The 21,588-nt window shown below is 62.0% G+C and carries 19 protein-coding genes; 6 read left to right on the forward strand and 13 right to left on the reverse strand.

Features of this window, described 5'->3' with window-relative positions:
• Positions 1-411: 411 nt before the first annotated feature.
• Together M2401_RS11825 and ptrR are read left to right on the forward strand one after the other, a co-directional pair.
• On the forward strand, positions 412-1,680 hold the full coding sequence (locus tag M2401_RS11825; protein ID WP_259102895.1) for a putative porin: 1,269 nt from the start codon (positions 412-414) through the stop codon (positions 1,678-1,680).
• Between the two features lie 217 nt (positions 1,681-1,897).
• A complete protein-coding gene (ptrR, locus tag M2401_RS11830; RefSeq protein ID WP_259102896.1) occupies positions 1,898-2,782 on the forward strand; it encodes a putrescine utilization regulator PtrR in 885 nt (294 codons plus the stop codon).
• 6 nt (positions 2,783-2,788) lie between these two features.
• On the opposite strand, the gene M2401_RS11835 is transcribed toward ptrR, so the two are convergent.
• Positions 2,789-3,559, reverse strand: a complete 771-nt coding sequence (locus M2401_RS11835) for a class I SAM-dependent methyltransferase (protein WP_259102898.1) — start codon at positions 3,557-3,559, stop codon at positions 2,789-2,791.
• A 244-nt stretch (positions 3,560-3,803) separates the two neighbouring features.
• Between M2401_RS11835 and M2401_RS11840 the strand changes: the two genes are divergently transcribed.
• Positions 3,804-4,952 carry a MalY/PatB family protein gene (locus M2401_RS11840; protein WP_259102900.1) on the forward strand — a complete coding sequence of 383 codons (1,149 nt, stop codon included), beginning with the start codon at positions 3,804-3,806 and terminating at the stop codon, positions 4,950-4,952.
• A 152-nt stretch (positions 4,953-5,104) separates the two neighbouring features.
• Here M2401_RS11840 and M2401_RS11845 read toward each other — a convergent pair whose 3' ends face one another.
• The gene (locus M2401_RS11845) at positions 5,105-6,130 is read right to left on the reverse strand and encodes an AraC family transcriptional regulator (RefSeq protein WP_259102901.1); all 1,026 of its coding nucleotides are present in this window, start codon (positions 6,128-6,130) and stop codon (positions 5,105-5,107) included.
• Positions 6,131-6,309: 179 nt separating this feature from the next.
• Between M2401_RS11845 and M2401_RS11850 the strand changes: the two genes are divergently transcribed.
• Positions 6,310-7,494 carry an acetyl-CoA C-acyltransferase family protein gene (locus M2401_RS11850; protein ID WP_259102903.1) on the forward strand — a complete coding sequence of 395 codons (1,185 nt, stop codon included), beginning with the start codon at positions 6,310-6,312 and terminating at the stop codon, positions 7,492-7,494.
• 14 nt (positions 7,495-7,508) lie between these two features.
• A complete protein-coding gene (locus M2401_RS11855; protein ID WP_259102904.1) occupies positions 7,509-8,360 on the forward strand; it encodes a 3-hydroxybutyryl-CoA dehydrogenase in 852 nt (283 codons plus the stop codon).
• Here M2401_RS11855 and M2401_RS11860 read toward each other — a convergent pair.
• The 3 genes from M2401_RS11860 to M2401_RS11870 form a co-directional block, all read right to left on the reverse strand.
• On the reverse strand, positions 8,351-8,908 hold the full coding sequence (locus tag M2401_RS11860) for a substrate-binding domain-containing protein (protein ID WP_259103292.1): 558 nt from the start codon (positions 8,906-8,908) through the stop codon (positions 8,351-8,353). The two genes, M2401_RS11855 and M2401_RS11860, sit on opposite strands and share 10 nt — an antisense overlap.
• A gap of 47 nt (positions 8,909-8,955) precedes the next feature.
• Positions 8,956-9,204, reverse strand: a complete 249-nt coding sequence (locus M2401_RS11865; RefSeq protein ID WP_259102906.1) for a LysR family transcriptional regulator — start codon at positions 9,202-9,204, stop codon at positions 8,956-8,958.
• 236 nt (positions 9,205-9,440) lie between these two features.
• Entirely contained in the window at positions 9,441-10,046 is a 606-nt protein-coding gene (locus M2401_RS11870; protein ID WP_259102907.1) for a DJ-1/PfpI family protein, read from the reverse strand.
• 143 nt (positions 10,047-10,189) lie between these two features.
• Between M2401_RS11870 and ftrA the strand changes: the two genes are divergently transcribed.
• On the forward strand, positions 10,190-11,140 hold the full coding sequence (ftrA, locus tag M2401_RS11875) for a transcriptional regulator FtrA (protein WP_259102909.1): 951 nt from the start codon (positions 10,190-10,192) through the stop codon (positions 11,138-11,140).
• Between the two features lie 103 nt (positions 11,141-11,243).
• On the opposite strand, the gene M2401_RS11880 is transcribed toward ftrA, so the two are convergent.
• From M2401_RS11880 to M2401_RS11915, 8 genes are all read right to left on the reverse strand, one after another.
• Positions 11,244-12,356, reverse strand: a complete 1,113-nt coding sequence (locus tag M2401_RS11880; RefSeq protein ID WP_409033915.1) for a serine hydrolase domain-containing protein — start codon at positions 12,354-12,356, stop codon at positions 11,244-11,246.
• 109 nt (positions 12,357-12,465) lie between these two features.
• Positions 12,466-13,611 (reverse strand): iron-containing alcohol dehydrogenase, encoded by a 1,146-nt coding sequence (locus M2401_RS11885; protein WP_259102912.1) that lies wholly within the window; start codon positions 13,609-13,611, stop codon positions 12,466-12,468.
• A 4-nt stretch (positions 13,612-13,615) separates the two neighbouring features.
• Positions 13,616-14,266: a LysE family transporter gene (locus M2401_RS11890; RefSeq protein WP_259102913.1), complete on the reverse strand. Its 651-nt coding sequence runs from the start codon at positions 14,264-14,266 to the stop codon at positions 13,616-13,618.
• Positions 14,267-14,311: 45 nt separating this feature from the next.
• Positions 14,312-16,087 carry an FAD/NAD(P)-binding protein gene (locus M2401_RS11895; RefSeq protein WP_259102914.1) on the reverse strand — a complete coding sequence of 592 codons (1,776 nt, stop codon included), beginning with the start codon at positions 16,085-16,087 and terminating at the stop codon, positions 14,312-14,314.
• Between the two features lie 27 nt (positions 16,088-16,114).
• Positions 16,115-18,121, reverse strand: coding sequence for a 2,3-diaminopropionate biosynthesis protein SbnB (gene sbnB, locus M2401_RS11900; RefSeq protein ID WP_259102915.1), 2,007 nt, complete (start codon positions 18,119-18,121; stop codon positions 16,115-16,117).
• 10 nt (positions 18,122-18,131) lie between these two features.
• Complete coding sequence (locus M2401_RS11905; protein WP_259102917.1) at positions 18,132-19,442, reverse strand: SidA/IucD/PvdA family monooxygenase; 1,311 nt, start codon at positions 19,440-19,442, stop codon at positions 18,132-18,134.
• A gap of 42 nt (positions 19,443-19,484) precedes the next feature.
• Positions 19,485-20,447, reverse strand: coding sequence for an ABC transporter substrate-binding protein (locus tag M2401_RS11910; RefSeq protein ID WP_259102918.1), 963 nt, complete (start codon positions 20,445-20,447; stop codon positions 19,485-19,487).
• The gene (locus M2401_RS11915; RefSeq protein ID WP_259102919.1) at positions 20,444-21,586 is read right to left on the reverse strand and encodes an FAD-binding oxidoreductase; all 1,143 of its coding nucleotides are present in this window, start codon (positions 21,584-21,586) and stop codon (positions 20,444-20,446) included. The genes M2401_RS11910 and M2401_RS11915 overlap by 4 nt, the downstream gene beginning before the upstream one ends.
• Between the last annotated feature and the right edge of the window lie 2 nt (positions 21,587-21,588).

Raw genomic sequence — 21,588 nt, forward strand, 5'->3', positions numbered from 1 at the left:
ATCATCAAACTTTAATAATTAAGCCTTCATGCTTATTGTGCTTCCCTGCAGATTTATTCCCGCCCCGGCGGGTTTTTTATTTATACCCCTACCTATTTATTCTCCATTGTGCAAGCAATAACCCGCCTCACCAGAACGGGGGATAATTACAGATTTCACCTATATAACCCCAGTGCAAAAAACAAGAATCATTTGCATGAAAATCAATCTGAACTTTTTCACGATAGCTCTAGAACAATGGTTACAGAGGATTAATCGTCATCAGTTTGTCATGTTAGAGCAATCAACCTATCACAATGACTCGCAATACTGCCGCTGCTTTCAACATCCCACGAGTTGCTATCTACCGCGCGCTTTTGTCGCAGTAGTTATCGGGACGATTATCGAGCTTTCTCGGCTATGGAGATTAATATGCAACGTGTTACCCAAATGACTGTGGCTGCCCTGTGCGGTGGTTTGTTAATGGCCGCGAGTGTTCCGGCCAACGCTGCAGTTGATGCAAAACTTCTTGAGATGCTCAAGGCCAACGGCTCGATCTCGCAAGCTCAATATGCGGAACTGCAGGCCGAGCTGAGCAAAGACCAGGCCGCTCAAGCGCAGCAACAGCAGGCCATCGCCGCTGCCAGCAGCAAGGCTTCGGACCTGAGCGCTTTCGAGCAGAAAGTGGCCTGGGCCGCCAAGACTCAGTTCAAGGGTGACGTACGCGTTCGTCAGGAAACCATCAAGATCGATGGCCAGAACAACTCCCAGGACAAGGATCGCCAGCGTATCCGTGCCCGTCTGGGTGCCTACACCGAAATCAACCCGCAGGTGAGCACCGGTATCCGTATCGCCACCGGCGGCAGCAACGATGCCCGCTCCACCAACCAGGACCTGGACGGCTACTTCGTCAAGAAAGACCTGTGGCTGGACCAGGGTTACATCGACTACCACCCGGACGCGATCAAGAACCTGCACATCATCGGCGGCAAGATGAACCAGCCGTGGGTGAGCATGGGCGACATCATCTGGGATAGCGACATCAACCCGGAAGGTCTGGCCGTTACCTACAGCCTGCCAATCAGCAAAGGCTTCGAGCTGTTCGGCAGCGCCGGTAACTACACCCTCAAGGACAACATCGACGGCGACGGCACCCAGTTCAAGAACGACCTGCGCCTGAACGCCGGCCAATTGGGTGTCAAGTTCGCACCGATCGACATGCTGAAATTCACCGCCGGCGGCAGTGTTTATCAGTACCAGAACGACAAGGACGCCGCAGCTCTGTCGGTCAACGGCAACAACACCAACCGCTTCCGCCTTCTGGAAGGCTTCGCGCAAATGGACATCAACGGCCTGGCCGTGCCTCTGGCCCTGTACGGCCAGTACGTGGTCAACAACGCCACTGACAGCGACGAAGACACTGGCTGGCTGACCGGCGTGAAAACCAAGGTGTTCGGTTTCAATCTGGACTACAACTACCGCGATACTCAACGTAACGCAGTGGTTGGCGCCTTCACCGACTCCGACTTCGCCAACGGCACCACAGGATCGCGCGGTCACAAGCTGAAAGTGGGCTACGACATCGACAAGAACTTCGCTGTCGGCGCGACCTACTTCCTGACCAAGGCTGACTTCGCCAACACCGCTCGCCGCGATGCTGACGCCAACACCCTGCAGCTGGACGTTGAAGCCAAGTTCTAAGAATGGCTGAGACCCTGCTGCACGCGTGAACCCGGCCTCTAGCCGTTTGCCAGTCATGGCAGGCGGCCAGAGGTTTTTTGTATCTAGACCTCCAGACACGGTCGGCAGCTCCTACACAAGCACCTTATTCCGGGCAGCGATGAATTATTTGATAGGCTTTGCGCTTTCTACGTCTTTATGAAAGATTTCGAATAACTCTTTCTTCCCGGGAGAAAGCATGGACCTGACCCAACTGGAGCTGTTCAAGGCCGTTGCCGAAGAAGGCAGCATCAGCGCTGCGGCCCAGCGCCTGCATCGCGTGCCGTCCAACCTCACCACCCGCATCAAGCAGCTTGAGCAGGAGCTGGGCGTGGATCTGTTTATCCGCGAGAAGCTACGCCTGCGCCTGTCCGCTACCGGCTGGACCTTCCTCACCTATACCCGGCGCATTCTCGATCTGGTGGAAGAGGCCCGCCAGGCCACCTCAGGCACCGAACCCCAAGGCATCTTCGCCCTCGGTTCGCTGGAAAGCACGGCGGCGGTACGCCTGCCCGCCCTGCTCGCCGACTTCCATCAACGCTACCCGAAAGTCGAACTGGACCTGTCCACCGGGCCGTCCGGCGACATGATCGACGGCGTGCTTTCCGGGCGCTTGAGCACTGCTCTGGTCGATGGGCCGCTGCATCACCCGGACCTTGAAGGCATTGAAGTCTTCAATGAAGAAATGCTGCTGATCACCGCTGCCAGCCATGCGCCCGTAGCCCGCGCCCAGGACGTTAACGGCAAGACTGTCTACGGCTTTCGCTCAAACTGCTCCTATCGTCGGCATTTCGAGGAGTGGTTCAAGGCCGACGAAGCGATGCCGGGCAAGATATTTGAAATGGAGTCCTACCACGGCATCCTTGCCTGCGTGACTGCCGGGGCCGGAGTGGCCATCGTGCCGCGCAGCATGCTGGAGAGCATGCCGGGCAGCCGTAACGTCAATGCCTATCCGCTCAATGAAGCCTTTCGCTACCGCACCATCTGGCTGATCTGGCGCCATGGTGCACGCTCGGCGAACCTGACGGCCTTTATCGACATGATCAAACAGCAGCACCCCGAGCCACTGGCCCGGACGGCCTGAACAATCTCAAGGCAGGCGGCGGTAGCGGTAGGCCTGAGTCTGGTAAGGAAAGGCGATGGTCTGCTGCTCGCGCAGGGCCGGATGACTGTGGATCAACTGGCGCAGTTGCCGGGCCACATCCTCGTTCTGCTCAGCGGGCAACGCAGCGATAAAACTCACCGACATGAAGCGCTTGATGATCACTTCTTCGGCCGTGCCAGTATGGCTATAACCGAAACAGCTCAGCTGCGGCTCGGCGAAGTAACGCCCGGTAAAGGCATCGCGCCATTTGCCATTGTGGAAGCGCGGCGTGTCGCCTTCATAAGGGGTGATGATCTCGGTGATCGCCGCCACCCAGTCCACCGATTCATCACGCACGTTCCAGATCAGCCCCAACTGCCCGTCGGGCTTGAGCACCCGATGGATCTCGGCCAGGGCCGCCTCGCTGGCAAACCAGTGAAAGGCCTGGGCGCAGGTCACTGCGTCGGCGGTCTGTGGGTCGCAGGGGATCTTATCGGCGGTGCCTTCGAGGATGCTCAGCTGCGGCAAGCTCTTGACGAACTCATCGCGCATGGCGGCCACCGGCTCGACGGCGAGGATATCGTGACTGACCGAGCTGAGCAGGCGGGTGAACTTGCCGGTGCCGGCACCAAGGTCGATCACAGTCGACTCGGCCTGGATGCCAAGCTCTTCAGCCAGCCAGGTCTTGAGGCCCTCCGGATAGTCAGGACGGCCCTGGGTGTACGTCGTGGCCTGGGTGGAAAAGCCTTTTTGCGCGGATTGGTGGACGCCGGTCATGGTTGCCTCCTGAATCGATTAGCGCGCCTTTCGCAGGAGCGGCTTCAGCCGCGAGGGCGCTCTCCCGGCTAAAGCCGGTCCTACAGGTCATCTGTTGACAGTCCCGTGTCAGCACCTATCCCTTGGATACAACGGCTGCGTTTATACACCTGCGACAAGTCCATTTGCAGGTGGACCATGATAGAACACGGCGTTAACCTGCTGCTTTTCATTTAATCATCTGCCCCTGCCCATCGAGACCGCTATGCCCCTGAATCTGGACACCGTCATCGACCGCCACGCCACCGGCAGCAAGAAGTGGAGCCAGTACCCCGCTGACGTCCTGCCAATGTGGGTGGCTGACATGGATTTCCCGGTCGCCCCGGTCATCATCGAAGCCCTGCAAAAACGCCTTGAGCACCCGATGCTCGGCTATTGCGTGGCCCAGGACAGCCTGCGCCAGACCTTGGTCGAGCATTTGTGGAGCGCTTATGGCTGGCGGGTCGAGCCTCAGGAACTGATCTTCCTGCCCGGCGTGATGCCCGGCGTCAATATGGCCCTCAACGCCCTGGTGCGTCCCGGCAAGCCGGTGATCGTGCAGACCCCCAACTACTCGCCCCTGCTGCTGTGTGCCGCCAACTGGAGTCTGCCTCGGGTTGACCTGCCGTTCAGCGCCGATGCCAATGGCGAGTACCACACCGATATCGCCGCCCTGAAGAAAGCCCTGCCCGGCGCCGGTGCCTTCGTCATGAGCAACCCGCACAACCCGCTGGGCAAAGTGTTCAGCCGCGAGGAGCTGCAACAGATCGGCGACGCCTGCCTGGCCAACGACACGCTGATCATCAGCGATGAAATCCATGCCGATATTCTGTTCGACGGACGCAAACACACGCCGATCGCCTCGCTGAGCCCGGAACTGGCGCGACGCACCATCACCCTGATGTCGGCGAGCAAGGCCTATAACATTGCGGGCCTCAAGACCGCCTTCGCCATCGTCCAGGACCCGGAGTTGCGTCACCGCTTCAACAGCGGTCGCCTGGACATGGTCGACAGCGTCAACGCCATGGGTCTGGAAGCCACGCAGGTGGCCTACGCTCAGGGCGGCGAATGGCTGGCCCAGGTGCAGGCCTATCTGCAGGCCAACCGTAATTATCTGGCTGACGCCCTGAAAACCCGCTTTCCGGGGATCCAGATGCATTTGCCGCAAAGCACCTATCTGGCCTGGCTGGATTGCTCGGGCCTGGGTCTGGTCAATCCGCAGAAGTTCTTTCTGGAAAAAGCCAAAGTCGCCCTGAGCGCCGGGCCTGAGTTCGGTGAGGACTGCAAACAGTACGTGCGCCTGAACTTCGGCTGCCCACGGCCATTGCTGGAAGAAGGTCTGGCGCGGATGGAGCGGAGTCTGCAGGGTCTGTGAGGGATTGAGGCGCAGAATTGAAATGGGATTCTGTGGGAGCGAGGCTTGCCCGCGAAATTAACAGCGCGACACGTCAGACACACCGCGTCATGGCCTTCGCGGGCAAGCCCGGCTCCAACGAATCATCCACCTCATCTGTAGAGGTGCACCATTCACACCCCCACATCATCCTCCACCGGCCGGCTCGCCCGGTAACTCCCCGGGTTCTCCCCGGTCCACTTCTTGAACGCCCGGTGAAATGCACTGGGCTCCTGAAAGCCCACCATCACGGCGATATCGCCAATGCTCAGCCGCGTCTGGCGCAATTTCTGCTGGGCGATGCCGCGGCGCACTTCGTCCTTGATCTCCTGGAAGGCACAGCCTTCGCGTTCCAGTCGGCGGCGGAAGGTCGTCTGGCTCAGGTGCAGTTCCCGGGCCATTTCCACCAGGGTCGGCCACTGCCCGTAATGGCTGTTGCGCAGCCGTTGATAGACCTGGGCGGCCAGGCCTTGCTGGTTGCGGAAGCGGATAATCAACCAGTGCGGCGCGGTGCGCAGGAAGGTCTTCAGGTTGGCCAGGCTCTGCACCACCGGCAGGCGCAGGTACTGGCTGGAGAACTCCACTTCAGTGCGATTGCCGCCAAACGTCAGGTTGAAGCCCCACAGCAACGAGTCATCGGCCATGCGCGGGCGGCCGTGCTGCAATTGCACCCGGTCCAGGGCGATGCGCCGCCCGCTGAGCCAGCACAGCAGGCTGACGATCAGCTGCAGGAAGGTTTCCACGCCAAAACGCAGGCGTTCATCGCCCTCGCCCCAACTGTCGACACAGATGATCGCGCGCTGGCCGCGAATCACCAGGCTGCCGCGAAAATCACGCAGGAACAGGGAGAAGTTGCCCAGGCACTGGCGCAAGGCCTTTTCCAGATTGGGCTCCTGAATCAGCCCACGGCAGATCAGCGCAAAGCTGCCCCTGGGCATGCCGTGGGAATCAAGGCAGAAAAACTCGTCGTCCAGCTCGCGCAGCAGAATCAGCCACAGTTGCGCAAAAGCGCTGACCGACACCCGCCCGTCCGGCTGCTGCAGCACGGCTTCGTCAATGCCTGCCTCGGCCAGCACGGCCTGGCGGCGCAACGGCTGTTCGCGCAAGGCGTAGGTCACGGTCTGCACGTAATAGACCGCGACTGAATCCTTTTCCTGCATGCCCGGTTTTTCCTTCTTATTTGCTCAGAGCCGACCTCTGAGGGTGCCAATGGTAAAGAACGCCAACGCATCTGGACAGTTTCGACATAGGCCCCGACAGGATGCGCGCCCTAGACTGCGCCGCCTGCCGTGAAAGCGTCTTTACTTTTTATTTTCAACAACAGTTCCAGGGAGTCGACATGAGCAATAACGAGGTTTATATCGTCAGTGCGCTGCGCACCGCCATCGGTGGTTTCGGCGGCTCGCTCAAGGACGTCTCGCCCATCGAACTGGGCACCCAGGTCAGCCGCGCCGCCCTGCAACAGTCCGGGCTTGAAGCCGGGCACATCGGCCATGTGGTCATGGGCCATGTCATCCCCACCGAAGTACGCGACGCCTACCTGTCGCGGGTGGTGGCCATCGAGGCCGGGCTGAGCAAGGACACTCCAGCGTTCAACGTCAATCGCCTGTGCGGCTCGGGCCTGCAGGCCATTGTTTCCGGGGCCCAGGCGCTGATGCTCGGCGATGCCCAAGCGGTATTGGCCGGCGGCAGCGAGTCCATGAGCCGTGGTGCCTACATCATGCCGCAAGCCCGCTGGGGTGCGCGCATGGGCAATATCCAGGCGCTGGACTATATGCTCGGCGCCCTGCATGACCCGTTCGCCAATATCCATATGGGCATCACGGCAGAAAACATCGCCGAACACTACGGCATTACCCGTCAGGATCAAGACGCCCTGGCCCTGGTCAGCCAGCAACGCGCCACCCGCGCCATTGCCGAAGGCCGTTTCACCGGTCAGATCGTGCCAGTGGAAATCGCTACCCGTAAAGGCACCGTGCAGTTCTCGGTGGACGAGCATGTGCGCAGCGATGTTAGCGAAGAACAATTGGCGAAAATGAAACCGGCGTTCAAGAAGGACGGTACGGTCACCGCAGGCAACGCCTCGGGGCTGAACGACGGTGCAGCGGCATTGGTCATGGCCACTGGTGCGATGGTTCGTGAACAGGGCCTCAAGCCCCTGGCCCGCCTGGTCGCCTACGCCCATGCCGGGGTTGAGCCATCGATGATGGGCCTGGGGCCAATTCCGGCGACGCGCACGGTCCTGGAGAAAGCCGGGCTGACCGTCGCTGATCTGGATGTCATCGAGTCCAACGAGGCTTTTGCCGCCCAGGCCTGCAGCGTCGCACGCGAGCTGGGCTTCGACCCGGACAAGGTCAACCCCAACGGCTCGGGCATTTCCCTCGGCCACCCGGTCGGCGCCACCGGCGCAATCATCGCCACCAAGGCCATCCACGAACTGCACCGGATCCAGGGCCGCTATGCTCTGGCGACCATGTGCATCGGCGGTGGCCAGGGTATCGCCGTACTGTTTGAACGGGTCTGAACGGAGAAATCATCATGAGTCTGCACAATATTGCCGTGATTGGCGCTGGCACCATGGGCAATGGTATTGCCCAGGTCTGCGCCACGTCCGGCCTGCCGGTCACCCTGCTGGATATCTCCGATGCCGCCCTCGAGCGTGGCATGGCGACGATTCGCAAGAACCTGGAGCGTCAGGTCAACAAGCAGGTGATCACTGAAGATGAGGCGGCCAGTGCGCTGCATCGCATCCACTGCACCACCGACTACGCCTCGCTGAACGACGCCGACTGGGTGATCGAGGCCGCCACGGAAAACCTCGAACTCAAACTGCGCCTGCTCAAGCAGATCGCCGAGCACGTCAGCGCTGACTGTGTGATTGCCTCCAACACTTCGTCGCTGTCGATCACTCAATTGGCGGCCAGTGTGGCCAATCCCGAGCGCTTCATCGGTCTGCACTTCTTCAATCCGGTGCCGATGATGGGCCTGATCGAGGTCATTCGTGGCCTGCAAACCAGCGATCTGACGCACTTCCAGGCCCTGGAAATGGCCGCACGCCTGAACAAGACCGCGATCACCGCCGGCAACCGCCCAGGCTTTGTGGTCAATCGCATTCTGGTGCCGATGATCAACGAAGCCATTCTGGTCTTCCAGGAAGGCCTGGCCAGCGCCCAGGACATCGATGACGGCATGCGCCTGGGCTGCAACCAGCCTATCGGCCCGCTGGCCCTGGCCGACCTGATCGGCCTGGACACCCTGCTGGCGATCATGCAGGCCTTCCATGAGGGCTTCAACGACAGCAAATACCGCCCCGCGCCACTGCTCAAGGAAATGGTCGCGGCCGGTTATCTGGGGCGCAAGACCGGGCGCGGCTTCCACACCTATAACTGACCGGTCTTGTTCTTGAGAATCTCCAGCACCGCATTGGCGGCGTTGGACAGCAATGAAGTCGGTCGGGCGATGACACTGATGCGTCGCTCGACCGGGATCGGCAGTTGCACATAATCAAAAGCGCCACCGGCCTCGGGCAACAGCGCCCTGGGCAAAATGCTCAGGCAATGGCCCTTGGCGACCAGATCGAGCAAGGTATCGACATTGCTCAGCTCACCGCGATGAATCAGGCGCAACGGCACCGAGGCCAACTGGCTGTGCAGGCGCTCGACGCCGGGGTGACGCCAGGACACATAGCGGATCGCCTGGACCAATTCGTGGAAGTTGCGGGTTTGCGGCCATTTGCTGCGCGCCGTGACCAGTACGTAGTCATCGCGCCAGTGATGGTGTTCGAGGTGATGGTCGTCCAGCGTAGTGCTGGGCATGATCAGGATATCGGCCGAGTCCTTGTGCAGGACCTCAAGCGAAGGATTCTGCTCGCTGCTGTGCACAACGCTCAGGTGCACTTCCGGGTAGCGCTGCGACAGCGACTCGATCGCCGCTTCCAGTGTGGTTTCCTGGATATGGGTGAAGTAGTGGACGCTGACACTGCCGCCTACGGCATTTTTTTTAGTTGTTCCAGGGTCGCCATGATCTGCCCCAGGGTCTGGTTGATCACCTGGCCTTCGGGAGTCAGGGTGCAACCACTGCGGCTACGTACGAACAAGCGCTTGTTGAAGAAGTCTTCGACTTCCTTGATGGCGTAGCTGATGTTGGACTGGCTGACGCCGAGGATGGCGGCGGCTTCGGAAAACGAACCTTGCAGCGCGACGGTCTGCACGACTTTAAAGAAGTGGGTTTTCATGGGGCGACTCTCACGGGAGCACGAAGGCAACCGCAGCGGCCACCGCACCCCGAACCGCATGGCGACGGATACACAGGAGCGAGGCGACCTGTCCGGGTTGCCGGATATTGTTCAGAACAGCGGTGGCACGCCCGGCGTCCGGGCGTGCCTTCAGGCATAGGGTCACGGATGGCAATCCGTGCCAACCATTACAGTGTTCTGGTTCCGCAACCCCGAAACCGTGCAGCCTGCATGGCTCAGTCGTTCTCGGTCCAGTCAAAATCCATTTGCAGCGCGGTACGCTCGGCCAACTCGCGGCTGTGCAGACGCTCGACCATATGCAGGCTCATGTCGATACCGGCGGAAATACCCGCCGACGTCACGAAGGCGCCCTCATCGACCCAGCGCAGGGTGCTGAGCACGTCCACTGACGGGAACATCTCCTTGAGGTCGTTGATATCTTCCCAGTGAGTGGTGACCTGCTTGCCCGCCAGCTTGCCGGTCTTGGCTACCAGGAAGGCGCCGGTGCAGACCGCCGCCACGACACGCTCGGGCACCGATTGATCGCTGATCCAGCGAATCACGTCGGGCTTTTCCAGCTCGCCGGTCACCACGCCACCGGGCACGATCAGGCAATCGATGTGCGGGTGATCGGAGATGGAGAAATCCGGGTCCACTTTCAGCCCGGCGCGGGCACGTACCGGCGCGGTGCTGCGCCCTACGGTAAAGACATTGAACAGCGCGCGGTCATCGCGGCTGTTGCGGGCATGCATGCGCGTCGCCGTCGTGAAGACTTCATAAGGTCCGGCAAAGTCGAGAACTTCAACGTCATCAAAAACGTAGATACCAATGTTGATCGACACGAGTGCACTCCTCGGCCTGCTTGCGCGGCCGCCATTCATAGATAATTTGAAATAACTGGATCTGTTGCTGACAGACCTCAGGTTAACGAGTACAACTACGGCCAACCACTGTCCCAAATGCCAATATCCGGTAACATCGCGCCATGAAAAATCATCTCGTCGTTGCGTTGATCTATAACCAGCTTTGCACCTTCGAATTTGGCTGCACGGTTGAAGTCTTTGCCCTGAAAAGGAAGGAACTCGGCGTGCCCTGGTACGAGTTCGCCACCTACCCGGTGGATGAGGGGCCGATCACCGCCGCCGGGGGCATTACCATCGTGCCGACGGGCGAAGTACTGCTGGAAAACGCCGACACCATCATCGTGCCGGGCTGGCGCGGGGTTGAATCAGAGGTGCCGCAAAAGCTGATCGAACAGCTGCAGGCGGCCCATGCCCGAGGCGCGCGGATCTGTTCGATCTGCACCGGCGCCTTTGTCCTCGCGGCCGCCGGGCTGCTCGAAGGTCAGCGCGTGACCACCCACTGGCGCTATACCGATCTGCTGGCCAGCATGTACCCCGGCCTGACCGTGCAGCCCAACGAGTTGTATGTCGATGAAGGCAATATCGTCACCGCAGCCGGCTCGGCGGCGGGCCTGGACATGATGCTGCACCTGGTGCGCAACGATCACGGCGCCAAGGTGGCGAACATGGTCGCTCAGCGCATGGTTATCCCGCCCCATCGCGACGGCGGCCAGTCGCAGTACGCCTCACGCCAACTGGTGTCGAGCGGTGATGGTCAGGTATCCAAGCTGATGGACTGGATCCGCAGCGACCTGCAACACCCCCACACCATCAAGGAAATGGCCGACCGTGCCGCCGTCAGCACCCGCACCCTGCACCGCAGCTTCATGGACAGCACGGGGCTTACGCCTTATGACTGGCTGTTGGGCGAGCGCATCGCCTATGCCAAGGAGCTGTTGGAGTCCTCGCACCGGCGTCTGACGGAGATTGTCGAAGCGGCGGGTTTCGGCTCGGAAGAGTCATTCCGCCGGCACTTCCGGAATCTGGTGGGGATCAGCCCGAGCAGTTATCGCAAGCAGTTTGCGCGAGCTTAGTACTGTTGGAGCGTGGCTTGCCCGCGAAGGCCTCGACACGGTATTTCTGATACTGCGCATCGCCTGATTCGCGGGCAAGCCACGCTCCAACGGGCCCAGTACCTCACCCATAAATCGCGGCTACCAACCCATCCGCCACCTCCCCCCAGGCCCCGGCGACTGCGGTGTTGGTCAGGCACACCAGGCTGATCCGCGCCTCTGGATCGACCCAGTAATGACAGCCATACAAGCCGCACCAGGACCAGGTCCCGGCGCCCTGCCGTTGCCCGGCCACTACCGGATCGGTCAATAACAGCGGCCCCAGGCCGAACTTCCAGCCCGGCCCGCGATGGCTGATTTCGTTATCGCCAATGGCATTGCCCAGCAATAGCGCAGTGCTGGCCGGTTGCAGCAAGGGCGCGCCACCCAGACGCAGGCATTCGAGCACACGCAGGTACTCATCAGCCGTACCCAGCAAACCCGCGCCAGCCGAGGGATAGCCCTGACGATCAGGCGTCAGCCGGGCCTGACACCCGTCGATTTCCAGCACCTCATCGACCGCCATGGGCAGCCCGCCGTCCTTGTAGGCCCGTGGCAGGATTTGACCGGTTTCCCGTTCGAACGAGGTCGCGGTCATACCCAGCGGCCCGGTGACCCAACGGGCGATGGCGTCCGGCAATGCCAGACCACCGGCAGCTTCGATCACCGCGCCAAGCACATCAGTGGCCAATGAGTAACGCCAGGCGCTGCCGGGTTCGAATAGCAGGGGCGCATCGGCCAGACGTCGCAGATTCTCGTCCATTCCGAACGCCACCTGATCCAGCCCATCCGACACCCCTGCCCGCTCATAGGGATTACCCGGCGGCATCTCGAAGCCGTAGCCCAGGCCTGCGGTATGGGACAGCAGATGGCGCAGGCAAATGACCGGCCCACGCCCATCGGCAAGCCGGGGCCGAAACCCCGGCAACCAACGGCCGACGGCCGCGTCGAGTTGCAGCAGCCCCAACTCGCACAGCCGCAAGACACAGACCGAGGTCAGCAACTTGCTCAAGGAGGCCAGGCGAAAGCGCGTTTGCCGGGTAATCCTTTGCCCGGCTTCACGATCCGCCCAACCAAGGGCACCGGCATAGCGCAACTTGCCTTCCTGAGCCACTAACAACACACCGCCGACAATTTGGCCGCGAGCAGTCACATCACGCCAATAGTCGCCAACACGCGCAATCGTGACAGACCCCAATCCTGTGGGCGCGAGGCTTGCCCGCGAAAGCAATGTTTCAGACGCAGGAGATACAGCGGATGTACCGGCCTCTTCGCGGGCAAGCCTCGCTCCCACGGGATGGGTGCGCTTATAAGGCACGCAAAAATATCTCGCTATACACCTGCGCCGAATGCCGAATCGGATTGGTATGGGAGCAACCATCGGCAAACGCCATGCGCCCCACCCGTTCGGCATCCCGATCGTCGATGCCCAGGGCGCTCAAGCGATGGGGAATGCCGATCTGTTCGCGCAGGCCCAGCAACCAGTCCATTACCCCGCTGAAACCGGCGCGAGGCAGGTCGAGGAAACGCGCCAGATCGTTCATCTGCGGCCCCAGCACGGCGGCGTTGGCCTCCAGCACATAGGGCAGCAGAATGGCGTTGAGCAAACCGTGATGGTGATCGTACAGCGCCCCAAGGGTCTGGGCGATGGCATGCACGCCGCCCAGACCGCGCTGGAACGCCGCCGCACCAAGGCTCGAAGCCACCAGCATCTGCTGTCGCGCGTCGAGATCGCTGCCATCGGCCACGGCCAGGGGCAAGTAGTGCTTGATCAACTGCATGCCCTTCACTGCCACGGCCTCGGCCATGGGGTGGTACATCGGCGAGCAATAGGCCTCCATGCAGTGGGTCAAGGCATCGACGCCGGTGGCAGCGGTCAAATGTGCGGGCAGTTCAAGGGTCAGGGTCGGGTCGAGAATCGCCACCCGCGGCATCATCCGCGCGTGCAGGATGGTGCGCTTGACCCGCGCCTCTTCGTCGGTAATGACCGAGGCGCGACCGACTTCCGAGCCGGTCCCGGCGGTGGTCGGCAAGGCCACAATCGGCGCGATGCCCAAAGGGTCAACGCGCAGATGGTTATCGCCGATATCCTCGAAATCCCACAGCGGACGGCTTTGCCCCGACATCAGCGCCACAGCCTTGGCCGCATCCAGGGCCGAGCCGCCACCAAAGGCGATTACACCGTCATGCTCGCCCCGCTGATAGGCCAGCAGCCCCTGGGCGACGTTATGGCCGGTGGGGTTGCCCTTGACCTGATCGAACAGCCCGCAGCTGCCAAGCGCGTCGGAGCAATCGGCAACGGCTGAACGAATCATCGTCGTGCTGCCGAGAAACTGATCGGTGATCAGCAAGGGCCGCGTAATACCCGCCACCCGGCAGGCGTCAGCCAGTTCGCGAACGCGGCCAGCACCCACGCGAATGGCGGTCGGGTAGTTCCAGTTAGCGTTATTCATGGGCTCAGCTCCAGGTGATCAGGCCGACCGGCAGCAGACCGATCAGCAGGCGAATACCGAAGGCGACCATGAACAGCCCGGTGACGATGTCGATAGTCTTTTTCATCCGCGCATAGCGCTGCTGCACCGAAGGAATGGAGAACAGCGTGGCCAGCAGGACGAACCAGGAGATCGCCAGCACGGCAATGATCGAGACCCCGGCGGTGCGCACCCACATCGGCATGCCTGGCGTGGTCACGGTAGTGAACACGCTGGTGTAGAACGCCAGCGCCTTGGGATTGGTCATGTTGGTCAGCAGACCGAAGCGGTAGGCGCGACCGAGGTTTTGAATCCCCAGGGAAGCGATATCCCGAGGCTTGGGCTGGCTGCCAGCATTGCGCAGGCTCTTGGTGCCCAGCCAGGTCAGGTAGGCGCCGCCAAGCAATTGCAGGCCCGGTTGCACCCACGGCAGTTGCTGGAATATCAGGCCCAGGCCGGTGGCGGCCAGCAAGGCCCAGATAATGCTGCCCGATGCGACTCCCAGACCCGCGCAGATTCCCTGTTGCCGGGACTGGCTATACGACAGTTGGGTAATGACCAGAAAGTTCGGACCGGGGCTGATGATCAGCACGATAAAGGCGCCGGCCAGGGCCGTGAGCAAAGTGATCTCGGACATAAGTAGTTTCCTTTCAAGTATGAAGTTGAGTGTTGGCGAAACGAATTAACCGGCCAGGGCGGGCAACACCCTGGCAACGCCCAGCGCCTCAAGGCACGACTGCACCGCTTCGCGCGCCTGCAGGGGCGCGCGGCATGTCGGGTCGAGGGTGGGCACGTAGTGGTTGTAGAAAAGGCAGCCTTCCACCGCCGGCCCCAGCACCCACAGGCGCTCATGCCGCGAGCCGTCGCTGCGCCGGGCGCGGTGATGTCGGTCGATGTCGAGACCATCGGCGGGATAGTCATGGGCAGCGCGCAGCTGGCCCTGACGCAGCAGGTCATCAAGCAGCGGGTGGCGCTGGCAGGACAAACCGCTATGGGCGTTGCGCGCCTGGATCAGGCTGTCCACGTCCACACTCATGAACGCAGGGCCGGACATGGGCTGCAATCGATAGCCCGTGGCCTGCTCGCTCACCCGCATCGGCGGCAGCACCTGCACCACCCCGGCGTCGATCAAGGCCAGCAAGTCCTCGTAGCGTTCCTTTTGCGGACCACCCACCAGGCGGTTGGATACCCCGGACCAGCAGCCGTAGAAATCCAGGGTCGAGTCTTCATCGAGGCCGTCGTGATCCACCGCCAGGCGCAGCAGATCGCGATAATCGCGCCAGACTTCCAGGGCTTGCTTGAGCGGGCTTTGCCGGGTGCCCAGGCGACTGAGGGCCAGATCGCTGTCGATCCACTGACGAAACCAGTCGGCGTAATCCCGGGCATCACCCTGCCAGCCTTCGCTGCTCATCCATTGGTAGGGGTCAAAGTCACCGTAGATCTCGGCCAATTGGCCGAATAGCGCCTCGCGCACCGGTTTCTCCATGGCGCCGCATAAACGAACCTGCAATTGCGCCAGGTGCTGTGCGCCGAATTGCCGGGCCTTGGCCTGGTAGAACCGCGCGCGCATTTCATCGGCGATCAGGGGCAGCAGGTCGCGACGGAAATCCAGACGCCGATCGCCGCAAGCCTTGCGCAAGGTGTCGATGGCTGCCGCAGTGAAATACAGGCGCGGGAGGCCCGGGCTCTTGCCTTCCTGCCACTGCGGCCGGGCATGAAACGGCAGGCCACTGCGAGAAAACAGAAACAGCTGCGGCTCACTCCCCGACGCCTGATAACGCCAACGCTGGCCATCACGCACATAACGCCCGCCCCGCCCCTGAGTCAGGGCGGCCAGAGTATCCATGGCAGTCAGGCCCAAACCCTCAATGGCCACGCGTTGACCGGTGACCGGCCCCCCTGCGGCCATCAGCGCGTCCTGTCCGGCAGTGTCATGGCCTGTCGTAAGAAACATCCCGTCCGCTTCGTAGGAATCGCCATGCTCGTCACGCAGCACATACCCCTCGCCACGGGGACGACAGGCGACGATACGTTCAGCGTGATGGCGAATCTCTATGTGCGCCGGGCACAGCTCCAATAGCAGCCGATAGCTGTCCTGCAGATAACGCCCCAACAGCTTGCGCGGGACAAAATCGCCGTAAGCCACAGGCCGTCCAGCGCTGCCCAGATGGCCGCGCTCATCCAGCACAATGCCCTGGGCATGACACCACTGGAGAAACCCCGGCATTGGCGCCGTGCTGACAGGAAAAGCCGTGGAAAACGCAGTCAACTGCCCTGCCATGGTATTGAGCATCAGGTAGTCCGGCTGCTCGGCCCAATGCAGGCCGCCGCCCGGCTCCTGCGGGTCGAAGATCTCGACCAGCAGACGCTGGCCGGGCCATTCCCGAGCCAGGCCCAACAGTTGTTCCAGCACGCTAAGGCCTCTGGAGCCCATGCCGACGATGGCGATTGTGTGCATGACGTGTTCCTTGTCCATGAAGCGTCCTCACCAACGGTTCGATTCAAAAAAGAACTGCGGCACCGGCAACGCGCTGCCTTCGGCCAGGGCCTGGCGATACAGGCGCTGCCCCACGGCGAGGTCGAGCACGCCGAGGCCGAAGGGCGAGAAGATCGTTGGCAGGTCCGGGTCGAGGGTCACCTCACCGAGCATCAGTTGCGCCAGAGTGCCGGTGATAAAGGCGCGGCTCTGATAGCGCTGCACCGCCAGGTCCGGCGAGGTATTGGCCTTGAGGCAGTGCTCGACGTCATCCAGCAGGTTATTGGCGCTGGCGATGATTTCCGGGCCGAGGTCGCGCAGGGAAATATTCAGCAGCAACTGATCGGCACGGAAACGCCGGTCTAGCACATAAGGGCTGGGCGCGGTGGTAGCGAACAACAGGACATCGGCGTCCAGCGCTTCTTCCAACTCGACCAGGCGGGTTTGCAGACGCCCTTGTCGCGCGCCGTGGGCCATCAGGGCCTGGGCGGATTCCAGGTGCTGGTCGTGGATCATCACCTCGCCCAGTTCCCAGCCATCACTGACGAACAGGTCGACAATGCTGCGGGCGATAAACCCGGCGCCAATCACTGCCAGGCGCCGAACCTGTTTGCGCTGCCCCAAAATCCAGCGCGCCGCCAGCACCGCCGAGGCCGCCGTACGCATAGCGCTGATTCGCGACGCTTCCAGGCAGGCATAGGCATAACCGGTGTCGGCATCGTTGAGGATCAGCACCGCCGATGCTCGCTGCAGCCCCGACTGGATATTGCCGGGGAAGCTGGAAATCCATTTGATCCCGCTCACCGCAGGCGTGCCGGACAGGCTGGCAGGCAGCGCGATAATCCGGTTGGCCGGGGCCTCGGGAAAGCGCAGAAAATAGCTGTCCGGGTTGATCGAGCGCCCGGCATGGTGCTCCAGATAGGCGTGACGCACGTCCTCGATACAGGCATTGGGGTGGGCCGCCAGCAGCCGCGCCACGGTTTGGCCATCGACCACATGAAAAGGCGCCTGCTGTTTTTCCGCGTGCAGCCAGGTGGTGCGGGTTTCATCGATGGGCATGTCGTCCAGGGTCATGCCCAGTACGCCTCGCCCAAAGCGCTGCTCGACCCAGTCATCGTCGTACAGCGTGTCGAGGTAGCGATCGCCCCAGTCCGGCGACAACGCCACCACCACCGAACCCGGCGCGATGCGCTCGCGCCAGGCATGCACCGCCGAAATCACCGTGGCCGTGGAGCCGCCGACCAACAAGCCCTTGTTCCTCGCCAGCAGCCGCGACATGGCCACCGTATGGGCTTCCGGAACCATTTCCAGGGCATGAATACCTTCGACATTGAAGATCGGCGGCCGCTGGCTGGTACCCAGGCCGGGAATGAAGCGCTTGCCCGCCGGGGTGCCGAAAGTCACCGAGCCGATGCTGTCCACGGCAATGATTCTGGTCTGGGGATGATGGCGCTGGAAATACTGTACGCAGCCCATCAGCGTGCCGGTGGTCCCAGCGCCGACGAACAGGTAATCGACATGACCGAATCGCTGACCGATTGAACGCGCCGTCGTGCGGGCATGGGCGCGGGGATTGGCAGCATTTTCGTACTGATTGAGCCACACATAGCGTGGATCAGCCATGATCTTGTCACGAATCAGCGCGATCCGCGTGCCGAGGAATCCGCCATTGGCATCGGCGGTTTCGACCTTGATCACCTCGGCGCCATAGCTGTGCATCATGCGAATGTTATGGGCCGAGCTATTGGGATCGACTACGCAGGTAAAGCGAATGCCGCGCTCGGCGCAGATCATCGCCAGGGCCACACCGAGGTTGCCGGACGACGACTCGATCAGCACGGTATCCGGCTTGATCAGGCCACGGCCTTGCAGGTCATCGACCAGGCCTACGGCGGTCTTCAGCTTGATGGAACCGGCCGGGTTGAGGGATTCCAGCTTGAGATAAAACTCATGGCCCAACCCGGCGACTTTCAGGAACGCCTGATCGTGAACGATATCGGAAAGTTTGTCGTACATGATCAGCGCCTCACTCGGCCAGGGCCGGCTGTGGCTGAGCGACCGACACCGCACGGCCAAGGGCATTGGCGATGCGCTCGGCGCGCAGGGCCATCAGGGAGAACGACTGGCTGTCGCTGATACCATGGCTGCGTTCGGACAAACCATTGACCCACACCTGCACATCGCACTCGCCCTGGGTCGCTACGTGGTAGTCGCGGTCGATGACCAGACCGCCGTCGATATCGGCCTGTAGCCAGGGTTGCAGGTTGCTCAGCAGCGGCGGAATCAGGTGCTGCTGAAAGCCGGTGCCCAGCACCACCACGTCCACTTCCACCACTTCACTGCGCTGGCTGAAGCTGTCAGTGAGGGTCACGCGGTAACCTTCGGCAATTTGCTCGATGGCGCTGATCGCCCGATAGGCATAGGTGCGCAGACGCTCGCGCCCGGTGATGCGGTCCTCGTAAATCAGGGAAAACAGCTTGCTGCTCTCATCCGGATCGATGCCCGCGTAATTGGTCGAGCGGCTCCAGTCGAGGAAGGTGTGGCGCTCGGCGTGGCTGAGGCTATGGAAGTAATCGACATGATCCGGAGCGAACACGCGATTGGGAAACTGGCCCAGTTGGGTGAGCTTGAAGCCCGCAGAACGGTGCACCGAATGCACTTCGATATCGCTGCGACGACTGAGCAATTCCAGCACCGACTCGCTGGCACTCTGCCCCGAACCCACCACCAGCCAGCGCTTGGGCAATTGTTCGCCGAACGCCTGCACGCGGCTCAGGAACTGCGAGGTATGAAACAGACGCGGCCCGAGCAGGCCCTGAAAAGCCTCCGGCACCCGAGGCACGCTGCCCGTGGACAGCACCAGATTGCGCGTTGTGAAGCGGCCCTGGGCGGTATCGACGCGCACCTGGCTCAGGCGGCCGTTACGAATGATCGGCAATACTTCACTGACCGGCGCCGAGAAATGGGTGTGGGCGTCAACCTGGCGGGAGACCCAGGCGACGTAATCCGACCACTCATGACGGCTGGCCGGACGCCCCAGCAGGCCGAAGTCGAACAGCCGGCCCTGGCTCTTCAGGTACATGGCGAAGGAAAAGCGGCTGCGCGGGTTGCGTGGCGTGACCAGATCACGAAAGACGTGGTGATTGATGTCGGTGCCGGTCAGCAGCAATTCGGGGTGCCACTGGGTCTCGGCCGCGCTCTCCAGGTAGCGCAGGGACAGGCGGGCCAACGGCGTGTTGTCGTCCCGGGCGTCCTCGAAAACGCAGGACAGGGCAATGCCGGCCGGGCCGAAGCCAATACAGATTGCATCAGAGTGTTGCGCTGATAAGTGTTCCATACAGAGGTCATCCATCGTGAAGTAATTGGCAAAACAACAGGTTCAATCGGCCACAGGCAGCAGCCCGTCAGGGGTCAGGTGCCAGACCCGATTGCAGGCGCCCCGGCATTCGCCCTGGTCGAAACCGACATCGCCCAGGGGCGTGCGCCAGGTCGAGTGATTCAGGGCATCCAGCAGGCGGGTACGGCGCAGCCCGCGTCCGGCCAACTGGCCGAGAACGTGGAACAGCAGCAGGCTTTCGCGGTAATAGGTCTGCGGCAGGCCATCGAATAGCGCCTGATGAAAGAGCGTCGCCGGGCAGGCAGCGGCGCCCTGCCCGGCCACGCCAAAGCCGATCACCCAAGTGTGCGGGTCGTCGCTGGCGGCAACGCCGAGATAAGGCGACGCAGCGTCATCGGTGAGGATCAGCGGCCGCTGGCTGCCTGCGGTCCGGCGCGCCTGCCAATGCTCGCGGCTGCTGCGCAGGCGTCCGGCAAAGATCTCGACCTCGGCCTGATCGCGCGTGGCAAGCTGCGCTAAACCCGTCTGACTGGCGGCAGCGGCAATTGCCTGGGCCAACGCCTGACCATGGGCGCTTTCGTCAGCATCGATATGCAGCGACTGCCAGCCGCGCTGACCGATAAAACGCAGCAGATCCTTGGCCAATTGCCGATCTGACGGGCAGAAACGGAAGACGTTGTGATGATCCAGGGTCAGGCGATCCAGGGTCGCGGCCGGGGTCAGCAAGGCAATCCCCGCCGCCCGATAGATCGGCACCGCCCCCAGGGCCGCATCAGAGGAGAAATGCCCGACGATCATATCCGCGCCCCACTGCACCATTTCCCGAGCCACCTCGGCGCCACGCTCACGATGAGCGCCATCGTCGAGAAAGTGCCACTGCACCTGAGCCAGCGCCGGGATGCTGTTGCGGGCCGTAGCCAGGGCGCGCATGAAGGTGCGGGCATGGGGCGTGTCGGCCGGATCGAACAGCGCCGATACGCCGACCTTGAGACGTACCCCGCTCATGGCTGCACCGCCGCGAATGCAGGGGCCGTCACGCCGACACGCTGCGGCGAAAACATTGACCAACTGCCGCTCCGGGGCCAGGCACCGGCCAGATGCTGTTGCACCTGCTCCAGGGCAATCTGCGCAACGCCGGGCGCAAACTTGAAACCCAGGCCGCACATGCCACTGGCGAGGAATACCGGGCTGTCTTCGCTGCAGAAGCCGATCAGTGGCCGACCGTTAAGGCTGTAGCTGTCGAAACCCGGTAGCACATCCAACACCGCCGGCTGAGCCGCAGCCCCCAGCAAGCCTTGAACCCTGCTGCGGGCATCTTCGTCATGACGCCGGTCCGACGCCGCCAGTTGCTCGGGATAACGCGCCTCATCGCGCAGGCCACAGCCGCTCTGGACAATGGCTGAGGTCAAGGGAATGGCATAAGACTGGCTCACCGCATCGATCAGCGGCACTGTGCAATGGACCGCCGTGCCAACCCGGGCCAGGGGTATCGAGCGGCTATGCAAGGGCAGATCAGGCAACAGCTGTCGCGTCCAGGCACCGGTAGCCACAACTACGGCGCGGCAGCGCAAGGTGGCCTGGCCCACTGCCAGGCGCACCTCATGTCGCGATACGCAGTCGATGGACTGGATCTCGCAGTGTTCCAACAGCAAACCTTGTTGACGCACTACGTTAGCCAAGGCGCTGCTGGCCTGACGCACGTTGCCGATGCTGGCGTGGGGTTCGTACAGATTGATCCGCTGGCTATCCGCGCTGTTACCCACGCCCATATCGACGACTTCCTGCGCCGACAGCAAACGCATCGGATAATCAGGCCGGGCGAAACTGCGGATTGCCCCGTCAATCGCCTCGGCCTGATCCATGGCCGCCCGATAAATCACCCCGGTACGGCGCAAGGCTTTGCCATAAGTCTCGGCAAACACACCCTCGGCCAGTTGGCCCAGGGACAGCGCCGTGAGCGCCATCAGTGCCGGGTCGGCGTCATACAGACGCAGCAGCCCGCCGGAGTAGCCGCTGGCCCCGCTTGCTCCGGCTGCGCCCCTGTCGATCAGCGCCACGGCAAGCCCGGCGCTGCACAGCCTGGCAGCGATACTGGCACCGATAATCCCGGCGCCGATCACCGCAACGTCATAGTCGATATACATGT

Origin of the sequence: Pseudomonas sp. JUb42 (assembly GCF_024807945.1) — a bacterium.
Lineage (GTDB): Bacteria > Pseudomonadota > Gammaproteobacteria > Pseudomonadales > Pseudomonadaceae > Aquipseudomonas.